At 35.6% G+C, this 16,291-nt stretch carries 4 protein-coding genes; all 4 read left to right on the top strand.

The window, feature by feature from the left end; all coding sequences use genetic code 11:
- Window positions 1–126 precede the first annotated feature (126 nt).
- The 4 genes from QL232_RS01795 to QL232_RS01780 all read left to right on the top strand — a co-directional run bounded on the left by QL232_RS01795 (window position 127) and on the right by QL232_RS01780 (window position 16,288).
- Window positions 127–1,185 carry a PorP/SprF family type IX secretion system membrane protein gene (locus QL232_RS01795; protein ID WP_281612817.1) on the top strand — a complete coding sequence of 353 codons (1,059 nt, stop codon included), beginning with the start codon at window positions 127–129 and terminating at the stop codon, window positions 1,183–1,185.
- A 28-nt stretch (window positions 1,186–1,213) separates the two neighbouring features.
- On the top strand, window positions 1,214–14,803 hold the full coding sequence (locus tag QL232_RS01790; RefSeq protein ID WP_281612816.1) for a PKD domain-containing protein: 13,590 nt from the start codon (window positions 1,214–1,216) through the stop codon (window positions 14,801–14,803).
- Window positions 14,804–14,956: 153 nt separating this feature from the next.
- Window positions 14,957–15,562 (top strand): DUF4382 domain-containing protein, encoded by a 606-nt coding sequence (locus QL232_RS01785; protein ID WP_281612815.1) that lies wholly within the window; start codon window positions 14,957–14,959, stop codon window positions 15,560–15,562.
- A gap of 135 nt (window positions 15,563–15,697) precedes the next feature.
- A complete protein-coding gene (locus QL232_RS01780) occupies window positions 15,698–16,288 on the top strand; it encodes a DUF4382 domain-containing protein (protein ID WP_281612814.1) in 591 nt (196 codons plus the stop codon).
- Window positions 16,289–16,291: the final 3 nt, after the last annotated feature.

Genomic DNA, 16,291 nt, shown 5'->3' with positions numbered 1-16,291 from the left:
TCAATAATTGAAAGATCTTACATTGTAAGATTTATTTTAATTAAATCATTTTATCCATCTCTCTTTGGCATGATATTAACGTATATTAGACTGTACTGTTTGAATTAACTGATTAATGTCACTTTGATGAAACCAAGGCAATTATTGTGGATAGTGGTTTTTCCATTATTCCAACTTTTAGCATTGGTAACCTACGCTCAAGACCCTCAATTTTCTCAATTCTATGCTGCCCCGTTGTATTTAAATCCAGCGATGGTTGGGAATACGTATGATGCTAGGGCAACATTTAATTATAGAAATCAATGGGTTGGGTTACCTGCAAATTTTGAAACATTTATGGTAGGGTATGATCAATTTATACCCAGCAAAAATATATCTATAGGAGGGACTATTCGTCAAGACAGGTCTTCTATTAATCAAATGCAAAATTTTACCAATACATCATTTGAGGTAATAGGAGGGTATTTATTGTCTGTTTCGGATAACCTAAAGATAAATTTTGGACTTCAGTTGGGAGTAATGCAATCATCACTTGCTTTTAACTCTCTTCTATTTTCGGATCAAATTGGTGCAGGAGGAACTGTAGGAGGAGCTACACAAGAACAATTATTAAATACGAATGCTTATGCTCCTGATGTATCTGCAGGTATGCTTGTATTTGGAAGAGGTTTTTGGGGCGGAATGTCTTTTCATCATATCAATTCTCCTAGTGTTAGTTTTCTTGGAGGTAAACAAAGTTATCCTATGAAATTCTCTTTAATGGGTGGATATGTCATACCGTTAGAGTATGCTAATAGAAGAAAGACCGTTCATTCCTACACAGGAAAAACAATTTCCCCAGTTCTTCTTTTTATGCAACAAGGAAAATTCTCACAACTTAGTTTAGGAGCTTACGCTAATCTATATCCCATGATTTTTGGTTTTTGGTATAGAGGATTACCTGTTATTAAACAAAATGATGCTGAATCAATAAATCATGATGCCATTATTGCGATGATTGGGGTAAAAATAAAAAAGCTAAAACTAGGGTATAGCATGGATTGGACATTAACTCGTCTTCCTCAAACTGGAGCTATTTCACATGAAATATCGGTGGGTTATGATCTAAATATTTATAAAGATTACAGAAAGAAAAAGCGACAGAAATCGCAATTACTACCTTGTTCTACTCCTTGGGTAGACTAACAACAGATATCACTTCCGGATTTACGACATGAAACGACGATTATTATATAAATTTATACTAGCTTTTATTATACTATATCTTGTAAATGGTAATAATACTATAGCTCAGCCTTACATCTCTATAGATGATATATTGTTATGTCAAAAAACAAATAATGGTACAATTAATTACCAGTTAACAGGTTTAGATCCTAGTAAATCCTATGGATTCAAATGGTCGTTATCTGATATCACAGGTTCACTAAGATTCACAGGACAAACAGACAGAGATAATGCAAAAATTCAAGGGGATAAAAATGTAAATAACGGTATCAATTTCGGTACATTGAAGGTAGAAGTGTGGGAAATTGGTTGTGGGGAGGATGCTGATAATAATTCAGGAATACCAACATCTTGTTATAATTTTAAAGAAGTTTCTGTTGGTTATTATACTGCTCCACCAATTACATTAGATTCTCTCCCCTATGATCCATGTATTCCATCGGGAGGAAGTTCTATGGCATCTTTAGTTTCTTCTTTTGATGAAAACAACCTTCCCAAAAATGCAAATATTACTCCCGAATGGATTATTGAAAGTACTACAGGGACTACTACAGATGCTTATAACGATCTAGTAGCAGCAGCCTTATTAGCAACAAATAATGGGGCTACTCAGTTTGATGTTACAATAGATAATAACGACTTTGATGTTAATGAGAATGTAATAACTGTAACAGTAAAAAGTATTTCTTCTTGTGGTGATACTTCAAATGATGAATTTGATACTTTTACACTTACATTTTATCGATCACCAGAACCAGCTTTAACAGGTTTAGTAGAACTTTGTGCTAGTAATAATCAAAATTTAGGAGAAGTAATAAGTGCGGTTAACGACCCCTTTACATACACATGGGGGGTAAATAGTATTAGTGGAGGTACAATTACTTATAATGGTTCGGGTACAAACCAGAGTGGTTTAACAATTTCTGATGTACAATTCGATCTTAATTCTTTATTTATTGATGTAGTATTTGATGTTAATGTAGCAGGAGGTGCAGGAAGCTGTCCAGGGTCTAATTTTCAGATTAATGTTCAGCTTATTAATACTAATTTGGCAGATATAGTTTCTCCAATTTGTATCTTAAATGGTGCCTCAGGTATCGTTATTAACAATCCAAATTCAACAAATAATATTGGTGTTGATTATTCTTGGAACGTAGTTAATATCAGTAATGGTAGTGCGACAGCAGTATCTTTTGGTAATAATAACTCAGGTTTAAGATTTGATAACGTCATTTTTAATGGGACTTCTAATTCAATAATAGTAGATCTTTCATTGGTAGTAAATGGTATATCTACTTCTTGTAATACAAATACTTACCAAGTTACTTTAAACAGACAACCAGGTCAAATCAATACAGCAGATGTAGTTCTTTGTGCTGCAGAAGGAGATGTTGGCATTGAAGCAGTGGCAGAGGATAACAACCCAATTGATGGTTATACCTACAGTTGGGCCTTTGTGAGTAGTACGAACGGTACATTTGATGTGACAGGTTCTGCTAATGGTACGGGTTTTAATATTGATAATGTTTCATTTGCTCCAAATCAACTACAAATAGTAGGTACAGTTAGACTTACTGTAACTGGTGCAGATGCATCTTGTGGTACAATTACAAACGACATCACTGTAACTATAGATAAAATTCCATCTGCTGTAAATACCTCACCGATTCTAATTTGTGCAGATAATGGGTCATCAAATCATATTGTTGTTACTGAAAATATCCCAGACGATGTGATTGCCTCTTATGTTTATTCATGGAGTTATACATTGGATAATCCAGCTAATGGATCAATTGATTTGGGTCTATTGGGAACAGACAACTCTGGTGTGGAATTTAATACAGTGACCTTTAATGGTGATATTACGTCCCTTACCGGTACATTACATTTAGATATTACAGGGTCTACTTGTTCAACGACAACAACAGATATTCCATTTACAGTGTTTAGAAGACCTGATATTTTGAATATCACAAGTGTTGACCTTTGTGCTGTAGATGGTATTAATAGTCTTTTAGGAATCTCTCCTCATACTGAAAATTTTAGTGGGTTTGATTACGATTGGTCTTTTGGAGCATTTACGGGTGGTTCATTTGGCTATGCTGAGTTTGGGAATAACGAATCAGGTGTCAACTTTACGAACATCAATTTTGATGCAAATTCACAGCAAATTACAACTACATTAAATGTAGTAATTAATGGTCTGGATGCTACTTGTGGTAATACGATGAGCATTCCTGTTACCATAGATCGCTCACCTGATCAACATACAGGATTGTCAGATTTTGAGACCTGTCTACTAAATGGTTCAACGCCAATTATAGATATCGTAGCTCCTTACACAGATGATTTTCCAGCTATTCAATATGCATGGACTGTCACAACTAATGCTGGAGGTTCAATTACAACTTTAGTAAATGGAAACGATAACTCTGGTTTAAGATTAACTGGAGTTACATTTGGTACAGGAGAAAAGGAAATTACAGGTACGATTACAGTATCTGTTACTGGAGCAGGTACAAATTGTACTGTTACACCTCAGACCTTTAATTTTACGATTCATAGATTACCTGACGGTTTACAAATTTCAGATGTTGAAACTTGTCAGATCAATGGAGCTAATGCAGTTCAAATTCTTCCTGTCAATACAGATATAGTAACAGATTATAGCTATTCATGGTTGGCCTATGATTTTGTAGGAGGGTCGTTTGATGTTACTACAACAGGTAGTGATTTTTCGGGTGTAATTTTAAATAATATTGCATTTGGTGCTAACCAAACGACAATTACAGCAACACTAAGAGGTTCTGTTAGTGGAATGGATGCAAGTTGTGCAGGAAATACTGAAGAGATTATTGTAACTATCCATAGAATTCCTGATGCATTTGGATTAACGGATCCTTCGTTCTGTCTAATTGAGGGAGCTACTTCTGAGATTTTAGCATTAGAACAAGGAGAAACCTTAACAGGTTATACATATAATTGGACGATTACAAATGTACAAAATGGTACAATTGCCACATCACAATATGGAACGCAAAATTCTGGTCTGCAACTAGACAATGTAACCTTCAATGATAACCAAAGTGTGGTAACTGCAGAGGCTACTTTAACAGTAACAGGAGCAGATACATCTTGTAGTACATTGTCTAATACATTAAACATAACGATTTATCGTATTCCTGATGTAAATGCTTTAACATCTGCAATAAATTGTGCATTTAACCCAGATGCTAACCTTCAAATGGTAGCTCCATTAGCTGCTGTTGATCAAGTGGTTGGAGCAACTTATGCATGGACAGTAAATGTGACTAATGGAGGAACAGTTACAGAAAATGCTTTAGGTACTGATGGTTCAGGTTTAGAATTTACGTCAGTTGCATTTACCGGTAATAGCACTTCTATAAATGGTACTTTAGATTTACAAGTAACAGGTCTTAATGCATCATGTGGCACAGTAACTACTTCAATTCCTTTTACAGTATATAGAAAACCTGATCAGTTGGCATTAACATCAATCGATATATGTGCTACGGATAATGAAGCATTAGTTTCTGCTGTTACCGCAAATACAGCATTATTTATTGGTTATGACTATGTATGGAGTCTAAATAGTATTACTGGAGGCTCTTTAGGATTCTCCGTAAACGGACCAAACAATAGTGGTGTTGATTTTGAAAATATTGATTTTACCGATGGTTCAGAGGTAATAACAGCTTCTTTAGACTTAGTGATAAATGGCTTGGATGCTACTTGTGGTAATACTGTAAGTATCCCTGTGACCATTAACCGTAATCCTGATGCACTTGCAAATCTTACTGATTTTGAATCATGTGTATTAAATGGAGCTGTTTCTTTAGATGTCATTACTGCGAGTACAGAACTACTTCCTACCATCAATTACAGTTGGTCATTTGTAGGTACTCCTTCGGGGGGTACAATTGATTCACCATTAGTAGGGAATGGAAATAATAGTTCTGGATTAAGTTTTACAAATATAAATTTTGCAACAGGAAGCAATCAGATTACAGGAACTGTTCAAGTATCTGTGACTGGATTATCTGGTGCTTGTGCTACTTCAACGGAGACTTTTAATTTTACAATTCATAGATTACCTGATGGTTTACAAATCGCAGATACTGAAATCTGTGCGATAAACGGAGCTTCAGGAATTGAAATTCAGCCTTTAAATACAGAAATTGTTACAGGTTATAATTACAAATGGAGCATCTCAGGTTTCACAGGAGGTACTGCCGATGTAGCAGGTATGGGAGCTGATGGTTCACAGGTGATTATTAATAATATCAATTTTGATAACGGTTCAAATGAAATTATTGCTACAGTAAGAGGTTCAGTATCTGGAATGGATGCAAGCTGTGCTGGTGCAACGAAAGATATTACTTTAACCATCAATAGAATTCCTGATGTAATCAATCAATCAGATGTAACTTTCTGTTTGGCAGATGGAGCTGCAAATGAAATTATTGCCGCTGAATTAGGAGAGACTTTAACGGGTTATACTTATACATGGAACGTTTCTGCTACAGGTGGTACAGTTACAACAAACCCATACGGAGACCAAGGAAGTGGATTAGAATTAACGAATGTTACTTTTAATGCAGGTGTTGCTCAGATTGTAGGAACAGCTACGATAACAGTAACGGGTGCAGATGCTACTTGTGGTACGCTAACGAATACCTTTACATTCACAATCAATAGATTACCTGATACATTACCATTGGCATCTATAGATCAGTGTTTATTAAATGGAGCATCAGGAATAAATATCTTCACTGCCAATGCAACACCAATTACAGACTTTACTTATTCATGGAGTTTTGTAGGAACACCTTCAGGCGGTACGATAGACTTAACGCCGAATGGGGGAGATTTCTCAGGATTAGATTTTGATAATGTTCAATTTACAGGTGCAAGTAATCAAATCAGAGCAACACTAAGAATGACAGTGACAAGTGCTGGAGGAGGATGTACAATTGCCCCAGTTGACATTCCAGTTGAGATCAACCGCATTCCTGACATGACGCGTTTTGCAACGCCCATAGAATTTTGTGCCTTTAATAATGATACAGATGTTTCTATCTACACAGAAGAACCAACTGCTATCAATGGCTTTACATATACTTGGACAAAAAATCCTGTTGCACCAACTGGGGGTGATTTCACCTTAGATGCAAGTGGTAACAATAACTCAGCATTGGAATTTGACAATATTACTTTTGATGCTGGAGCTACTCAAATTACAGGTTTTGTTGACTTAGTGATTAGTGGTCCAGATGCATCATGTGGCACTTTTACTCAGTCAATTCCGTTTACTATTCATTATCAGCCAGATATTCTAAAAGTAACAGGTTATAGTATTTCTCTTTGTTCAAGAACAGGAAATACATTGGTGACGGTTCAAAATGAAAATTCACCTACATTAGACCCTGATTATACTTATGTTTGGAACCTACCTGACCCTATAAATGGTGGTAATTTTACGATCTCAGGTACAGGAGCAGATAATTCAGGATTGGTTTTTAATAACGTCAACTTTGATGTAGGTAGCGATGTAATTACGACGAATGTTGATTTGACGATCACTGGCCTTAGTGCTACTTGTGGATCAAATACAATGACTATACCTGTAACTATCGATTTAGTTGCAGACCCTGTAGTGATTAGTATGAATACACTTTGTGTAGAAGAAGGAGAAAACAATGTAATTGCCCACAACGAAAACCTTACGGTTTGGGCAGGGGTGACTTCTACATGGGATGTAACCATTACAGGGGGAGGTACATTCACACACAATCAGTTTGGTTACCAAAATACTGGATTGGAATTTAACGATATCCAATTCAACGATGGATCAGATCAAATTACAGGTACTGTTCAAATTACTCAAACAACAGGCTGTCCTGAACCTCCAATTGTTGAAACAGCAAACTTTACAATATTCAGAAGAGTAAATCTTGATGATTATACGACCATAAACCTGTGTTCTTTCAATAATGAAACGACTGCAATGACGGGGTATTTACCCGTTACTGAATCGATTGCTAACACAACTTACACTTGGCAAAAATTAGCTACTCCAACAGGAGGTGATTTCGATTTTGATGTCACAGGTGATGGCTCAGGAGTGGATATCAAAGACATTGTATTTACTTCTGGTAGTTCACAAATTGTTGGAGAATTAGAGTTGACAGTAACTACTGCTTGTAATACAGAGACGAAGATTGTCCCTGTAGTTATTGATAGAAAAGTAGATTTAAATGCCATTACATTCACTACTTTATGTACAATAGATGGTGCTACAGGTGAAATCATTTTAGCTGAAAATTCTGAGAACATCTCTGGGTTTACTTATGATTGGTCAACATTGACAGCATTATCAGGAGGAACCTTTGATTTAGTTTCTTTTGGTGTGAATGATTCAGGCTTAAGAGCCGATAATATTAATTTTGCAGACGGTAGCCTTCAAATCACAGCCGACGTTAGTTTTACTTTAACAGGCTCTTGTGATGCATCTTCTGTGACCAAAACCATTACAATTAACCGAATTCCTGATGTAACAACATTTACAGATATTGTAACATGTACTTTGGATGGAGCAGATGGAGAAATCTTATTCGATGCATCTACAGAAAACCTAACAGGCTTAAGTTATGATTGGTCAATCCGAACAGGAACTTTATCTGGAGGATCTGCAAGCTTAGTACCTAATGGTAATCAAGATTCAGGTTTAACGTTAGATGATATTATTTTTGATAAAAGTGGTGATCCTACATCCAACCAAATCACATTCACTGTTGACTTAGAAATCACAGGAGGATGTCAGACAATCAATACTTCATTCGATGTAACAATAGATAGAGCTGTTGATTTATCATTGTTTCCGAATGATCTAACTCTTTGTGAACTAGATGGAGCAACAAATATATCGGTATTAAATCCTCTGGCTGAAACAGTAACAGGATTGGATTATGTTTGGTCTAAGGTTTCATGGTCAGGAGGTGATTTTGATTTAACAGCCCAAGGAACTGATAACTCTGGTTTGTGGATCGATAACCTTACATTCGATACAGGTTCACCAACTATTACAGGAGTAATTAGAGTAGAAAATACCAACGGTTGTGCTATTGAAAGTAAAGATATCAATATCACTATCGGAAGAATGCCTTCAGTAGCTAATGTTACAGATATAGAACTGTGTGTGGCTGATGGAGCTACAAATGTTGTGGGTATCACAGAACTGGGAGAAGTAATCGGTACATATGATTACGTATGGTCGGTAGCCTCAGAAAATAATGGAGACGTTGAAGTAGCAGGTTATGGCTCAAATAATTCTGGCTTAGAGTTTACAACTATCGACTTTAATGATGGTGAAATTCAAATTACAGGTCAATTATTATTAACGGTAGATAATGCCTGTGGAACCTACCCATTGACCATTAACTATACATTAAACAGAGAGCCTGATGTATCTACTTTAGCCTTAACGACTTTATGTAGTGAAGGAAATAATGGCACTGGTACATTATATACAGGGGTGACAGAAACGCTTGCAGGTTGGTCATACGATTGGCAATTAGATTTAGGTTCCTTAAGTGGAGGTTCTTTCGCAATTGCATCAAGCGGTAATTTAAATTCTGTTTTAGATGCTAGTGATATCACTTTCGATACAAACAGTGCTCAAATTACAGCAAACATTATCTTAACAGTATCATCAGGTACATGTTCTGATGTAACGACTACTTTACCTGTAGTTATTGATAGAAAAGTAGATTTAACTTCGATATCGTTGAATACACTTTGTGTAGTTGAAGGGGCTACATCACAAGAATTATATGCAGAGTTACCTGAAACAATTCCAGGTTTTACATACAATTGGGGTGCTTTAAATATTATATCAGGAGGTACATTTACTGTGTCATCAACAGGAAATAATGCATCCAACTTAGTAGCAAATGCAATTTCATTTGATGCCAATTCATTATTTATTGATGCTGAAATTCCTCTTCAAATTACAGGAAGTTGTGATAACTCAACTGTCACTTTACCAATTAGAATTAATAGACAGCTTGATATCTCAGCAATTTCGAATCAGGTGTTCTGTACATTAGATGGAACAGCCTCAGAAGTAGTATTTGCTGCATCTTCGGAACTTCTTACTGGAGTAAATTATGATTGGCAAATTCAAGGAGGAGTGGTGAATGGTGGTAGTTTAACATTGACTCCAAATGGAAATAACAATACAGGTTTAAATCTCTCAACTATAGATTTCAGTCCTTCTTCTGATAATATCACATTTACGGTTGACTTAACAGTAACAGGTGGATGTCAGGACCAAACAACTTCTTTTGATGTATTGATTGAAAGAAAAGTAGACATGGATTTATTCCCTAACCTACTTGATATTTGTGAGTTGGAAGGAGCAACCAATATCGAGGTTGTTTCCCAATTGGCAGAGACAGTTAATAATTTATCATTTACATGGGAAATTGAAGCAGGATCTTTAAATGGAGGTACGTTTGAAATTGCAAGTCTTGGTAGTGATGCTTCAGGCTTGGAGATCAACAATATCAATTTTGACTTATTATCTTCTGGAATTACAGCCAATTTAAAGGTAACGAACAACTCAGGCTGTAGCATTGAATCTAAGGTGATTCCGATTACAATTGGTAGAATGCCAGAAGCTACCAATCTTACTAGTTTAGATTTATGTTTAGCAAATAATGGATCTGTAGTTGCGATTCCAGGCAATGCAGAGGAAGTAACTGGTTATGTATATACATGGACGGTAAATGTAACCAATGGTGGAGGTACAGTAACCATAAGTCAAGGTGGGAATAATGACTCTGAGTTGACGTTTGATAATGTCTCTTTTGCCTCTGGTTCATCATTGATTGAAGGCATAATTCAATTGGACGTAGCCAATGCCTGTGGTAATTATCCACTGAATATTCCTTTAACAATCAATAGAAGTATTGATGCAGGAGCCATCACTTTAAATACAATTTGTGCAGCAGATGGAGATGCCAATACCTATGAAGTATATGCAGGTGAAACAGAAGTATTACCTGGGTTTACGTTCAATTGGATACTAAATACAAGTACAATAACTAACGGTTCTTTTGAAGTAAGACCAAAAGGAAATTTAGACTCCGGACTTGAAGTTTATAATATTGATTTTGATGATAACCAAAGTCAAATTACGGGTACAGTGACTTATGAGATCGTTGGACCTTGTGAAACAATCAGACAAGATTATACGATTACAATTGACCGTAAGATAGATGTGACAACGGTAGCATTCAATACACTTTGTGTGATTGATAATGGTACAGGGGAGCTATTTGATGGAGTGTTAGAGAATATTCCTGGCTTCGATTATACTTGGGGAGCAACACCTATTAATGTTTCTGGAGGTACATTTGATATTGTGTCTAATGGAAATATGAATTCTGTATTAGTAGCTGAGAATATTAATTTTAGTGATAATTCATTGACGATTAATGCTGAAATTCCATTAGAAATCACAGGAGATTGTGATGCAGGTATCGTAAATATTCCGGTCACTATACAGCGTATTCCTGATTTGTCAGGTATAGCCGATCAAGAACTTTGTTTATTGGACGGTACCACAAATGAAGTAGTATTTGCAGCATCTACTGAGACTTTAAGTGGAGTAAGTTATTCATGGAATATCGTTTCTGCACCAGCAGATGCATCGGTGAGTATCTCAGGAATGGGACCTAATAACTCCGGTTTGCAAGTAGATATGGTAGACTTTAATGACAATATAAGTTCAGTGAATTTTGATGTGCAACTGTCTACAATTGGTGGTTGTGCTACTCAAGACACTACCTTTAATATCACTATCAATAGACAAATTGATATGTCATTGTTCCCTGATGCAATTGACATTTGTGTACTTCAAGGTGAAACAGGTTTAGTAGCATTTGCTGGTTTATCAGAATCATTAAATGGTATAGACTATACTTGGGAAATTGTAACGGGTACGGTCTCTGGAGGTACTTTTGAGATAGAAGCGACAGGAACTGATTTATCAGGACTAAACTATAATGCCATTACTTTTGGAACAAGTGAACCTGAAATAGATGCGATACTAAGGGTATCTAACAATAGTGGATGTAATCTAGAATCAAAAGATATTATTGTTGAAATCGGAAGAATGCCTGAAGCAACAACAATTCCAGAATTAAACCTTTGTTTAGATAATGGAGCTACAAATGTTGTTGCTATTCCTGAGAACTCAGAAGCAGTTACAGGATATGTGTACACATGGGATATTATTAATATCGTAGGTGGTACTATCACTCATACTCAAGGAGGAAATAATTTATCAGAACTGGTACTTACATCAGTGAATTTCAATACAAATGCTAGTCAAATTACTGGTACAATTACTTTGGATGTGGCCGGTGCTTGTGGAAACTACCCACTTAATTTACCACTTGTGATTAACAGAACGGTTGATCCTTCATCACTGACAATGAATACAATTTGTTCTTTTGATGACTTATCAGAAGTTCATGAGTTGTATACAGGTCAAATGGATCTAGTATCTAGCTGGGCTTATATTTGGTCTCTTGATGTTACTTCATTAAATGGAGGAACATTTGATATTTCAACGAAAGGCAATGGTAGTTCGGGTCTTGATGTAGTAGATATTGATTTTACAGATGGGAGTTCAGTAATTACTGGTGATGTGACATTAAGTATTGGAGGAGCATGTTCTACAGTAAATCAGGTGTATACGGTAACTATAAATAGGAAGGTAGGCTTAGATCATGTCATGGACTTTAACTCATGTACTGATGGACTAGACACCTTGACATTATTTACAGAATTATCTGACCCTATAGCAACTGTAAATCACACTTGGTCTGAAACAACGACTGGAGGTACATTCACTTTATTACCAACAGGTACAGATGACTCAGGACTTCAATTGATAAATGTATCCTTTGATCCAGGTAGTTCTATCATCCAAGGTACAATTACGGTAGGTCAAACAGGAGGTTGTGATCCATTTACAAAGACAATCGATATTGAACTTTCTCGTTCAGCTGAGTTTGATACGAACGATGATATCACTATATGTTCTGAAGCAACCACAAGTATAAATGGTATTGTTTCTGATCAATCGCTATATGATATTCAATGGAATGTTGTTTCTGTTGATGGAGGGAATGCAACTGCCACAACCTACTTTAATGGTTTCAATGGGATATCATCGAATACAATTACAGGATTAACGGTAGACAATACCTATTTCGGTACAGGTTCTGGTATCATCACTGCCGTTTTTGAATTGACAGCTACGAATAAGGCCTACCCAACTTGTATATCTACTCATCAGTATACAGTGAACTTTACGCGTATACCAGAGATTGTGATTCCTGATGCTACGGCAGAAGGTTGTTCTGCAGTACCAGTAATTATTTATCCTTTTGGAACAGAAGACTTCTCTGCTGATTACTTGTATGATTGGACGATTGTAAGTAGTTCGATAACGGGAGCATCCACACAAGGAATAAATAATATAACTTCAATCGTCAACAGTTTTACGGATCAAAACTTATCTGTAACGCTAGTTGATGGAGATTATCTAAATGTTGGAACACAACAGATTACTTTTGATGTAGATGTGAAAGTATCCAATAGATTGAAAGATTGTACGAGTGCAGCAAGTACAAAACGTTATTCATTTACCATTCACCGTTCACCATTGGTAGGATTGCCTACTGTTACTCAAGAAAGTTGTGAAGATGGAAGTTTAGTATTGAATTCTGCTTATGTACAACAAAGTAATATTACATATTCATGGCAGATCCTAAATGAGGTAGGAGGTTCGCTACAAGGTAATAATGCTAATGGTTATTATTTCACAGTAAATAACCCAACTTTTAATACAGATAGCTATGAGGTAACTGCAGATGTTGTACTGACTACAGTAAACAATGCTATGCCTAGTGTATGTCCTGGTGTCGATACAGTTCAGGTATATTTCCAAAGAAAACCAATTGCTGATTTTACATTGAGTGAAGACATTGGATGTGCAAGAAATGGTGTTGAATTTGATGCGTCAGAATCTGGAATACCAAATAGAACAATCTCTTATGAATGGGATTTTGAATATGATGGAACTTTTGATGTTGATACAATTACAACATCAACTTTTGTGAATAAAATTTATGAAGGTGAAGGGAATTATGAAATAGCTCTAAGAATTACGACTGATCTTGGTTGTCAAAGTGATGTAGTTACAAGAAGAATCACAATACACCCAACACCAGTAGCTAGGATTGAGATTCCAACATTAATATGTGTTGGGGAGAATGTTTTAGTTGACGGTAGTAAGTCATCAGGAGGATCACCTGAAGGCATTGTAGATTGGGAATGGTTCTTTGATTATGATAACGAAAATAGTGATCCAGAAGAAAAAGGAAACCCATCGGCATCTTATCAATACATAAAAGAAGGCACTTACAAAATAGCCTTGGTGATTACTAATGAATTGGGCTGTAAGGATGTCATACAGCAAGAGGTAGAAGTTCTTCGTTTAGCCGATATCACTTTTGATCCTCAATTATATGTCTGTGAAGGACAATCAGTAAATCTACAAGTGAATGGAGGTGTTGGTTGGCAATGGGATAATGGATCAACTTCAAATGCCATAGAAGTTGCTCCAACGGAAACACAATTCTATTATTTTGAGACGTTCAACGAAAAAGGTTGTGCAAGAAGAGATAGTATTGAAGTGGTGGTTTTACCAAACGGATTAGGTTCATCAACCTTGGATGCCTGTGCATTTACGGATGTAAACCTTAGTACAATTGTTTCAGACCAAGGAGTCGTAAAAGCTGTAGAATGGAGTACTGGAGAAACAACTACAGATATAACAGTCAATGAGGCAGGGGAGTATTCTTATAAATTATGGGTACAAAGCAATGAAAATTCAGACCCATGTTTATATGAACATACTATTACCCTAACAACAAATGATCTACCAGAAACCATAATGCCTGTAGATACTACATTCTGTTTTGATGATGATGCTACGATCGATATTACAGCCACTGATAATAAAAATTATGCTGTAGTTTGGGAAGATATTAATAAATCGACTCCAACAGTAACAATTTCAGAAGAAGGATCTTACAGAGTGAGAATGACAGATCTTACACATTCAACTAATTGTACAGAAGAGTATGAAATTACTATCACTGACTTATGTCCTCCACAATTTACACCACCTACAGCTTTTACACCAAATGGAGATGGTTTAAATGATACCTTCTTTATAGAAGGAAAGGACATGTTAAATATTCAGTTAACTATTTATAATCGATGGGGAGAAGTAATTTACCATAATGAATATGCTGATGAATATGAATTGAGAGACCCTACAAAAGGATGGGATGGTACTTACAGAGGTAAAAAAGTAGCTATAGGTGACTATATATATATCATCACTTATGAAAATGCCTTGTACCCTGGACAAATATTCAGAGAAGAAAAAGGGCTGTCTGTCATATATTAATTATATGGTGTTCCTATATCCATAATGTAAGTTAACATATTGAACAATAGTGATTTATGTGTCGTTTTTCGTATTGATTGTAGTAATGTTTACATTGCTAATTTTTTAATTTCTATAGTAATAGATATTTTTTACACTTTGCCTCAATTAAATATGAAAAAGATTGCTTTATCTATCCTAACAGTTTCTACATTTTTATTTGGTTCATGTAGTAATGAAGATTCTTCTTCACCAGAAAACTTAGCCTATAATGCTACCACAAACGTAACATTAAAAGCAGGTTCAGTCTCATCTTCTAGAACAAAGGCAAATAATAAACCGCATGAAGTGGATTCAGTTGTAGTTTCTGTTTCATCGTTGGAATTGAATGTAGATGGACAAACAGTTACATTTACGAAAGATCCAGGTACAGCTTATATTGATTTATTATCTTTTGAAAGTAAGGATACTTTAATCTGGTCAGAAGAAGAATTGCCTGTAGGTGAATTACATTCTGCAGTTCTTGGTCTAGATAAAGATGAAGACAGCTATGTTGTAGAGACAGATGGTAATCATGCAGATTTACATATCTCACACAAAGAGCTTGATTTTGATATTGAAAGCGATTCAGCAATTGCTGCAGATACAAAATATGTGATCAAATTAGATATGGCCGGTTCACTTCGACTAGTAAAGAAAGGAAACGGTGGTTATAATTTACAGCAAGGAACAGCTGGAGCTCCAAAAGAAGGTGTACTCATCCTTCAGAAAGTTGACTAGTTACAGTCAAAAAAGTATAATAAGAAAGTCACTAATTAATTTTAGCGACTTTTTTTATTTCAAAGAGGTGATATTTTCTGATGACCGATATAAGAGAGTGAATCAAGAATTTTAATCTTAAACAATTTACTGATTATGAAAAAAGTATTTATCACTCTATTGGCTTTAGGAACATTATTTACATCATGTAATAAAGATGATGAGCAAGAAATGCATTCAGCATCTACAGATGTAACTTTTAAAGCTGGTGATATTTCGCCTGTTTCAGGAGCAAGAACAAGTATAGATGGTATTGATTCTGTTGTTGTAGATATTTCAGCCTTATCTCTATCAGTCAATGATCAGACAGTTACTTTTGAACAATTAGAGGGACCTTGTATGGTAGATCTCTTGACTTTTCAAAGTACAGATACTTTAATTTGGACTGAAGAAACACTTCCGGTAGGGGAGTTTCAATATGCTGAGTTAGAGATGGATAAAAGTGGTAATAGTTATGTAGTTGAATCTGCATCACCGGATCATATTGATTTGCAAATCACAAAGCCTAGATTAGAATTTCGTTTAGAAGAAGGAGCGGCAATTGCAGCAGATACAAAATATGTTATTCGTTTGGATATGAATGGTAGTTTAAGATTAAATAGTACAGGAAATGGTAAATATAATCTTCAACCACAATCATCATCAGAAAATCCATACGGATTGATTGTATTAGAACAAGTACAATAGTGA

It is taken from the genome of Flammeovirga sp. SubArs3 (assembly GCF_947387565.1).
Lineage (GTDB): Bacteria > Bacteroidota > Bacteroidia > Cytophagales > Flammeovirgaceae > Flammeovirga > Flammeovirga agarivorans.
Note: the sequence above shows the minus strand (reverse complement) of the source record. Positions and strands in the feature narration are given on the sequence as shown.

Excerpts from the sequence above, each read along its gene's own strand:
- QL232_RS01795 (WP_281612817.1), top strand. The coding sequence starts at position 127 with ATGAAACCAAGGCAATTATTGTGGATAGTGGTTTTTCCATTATTCCAA.
- QL232_RS01790 (WP_281612816.1), top strand. The coding sequence starts at position 1,214 with ATGAAACGACGATTATTATATAAATTTATACTAGCTTTTATTATACTA.
- QL232_RS01785 (WP_281612815.1), top strand. The coding sequence starts at position 14,957 with ATGAAAAAGATTGCTTTATCTATCCTAACAGTTTCTACATTTTTATTT.
- QL232_RS01780 (WP_281612814.1), top strand. The coding sequence starts at position 15,698 with ATGAAAAAAGTATTTATCACTCTATTGGCTTTAGGAACATTATTTACA.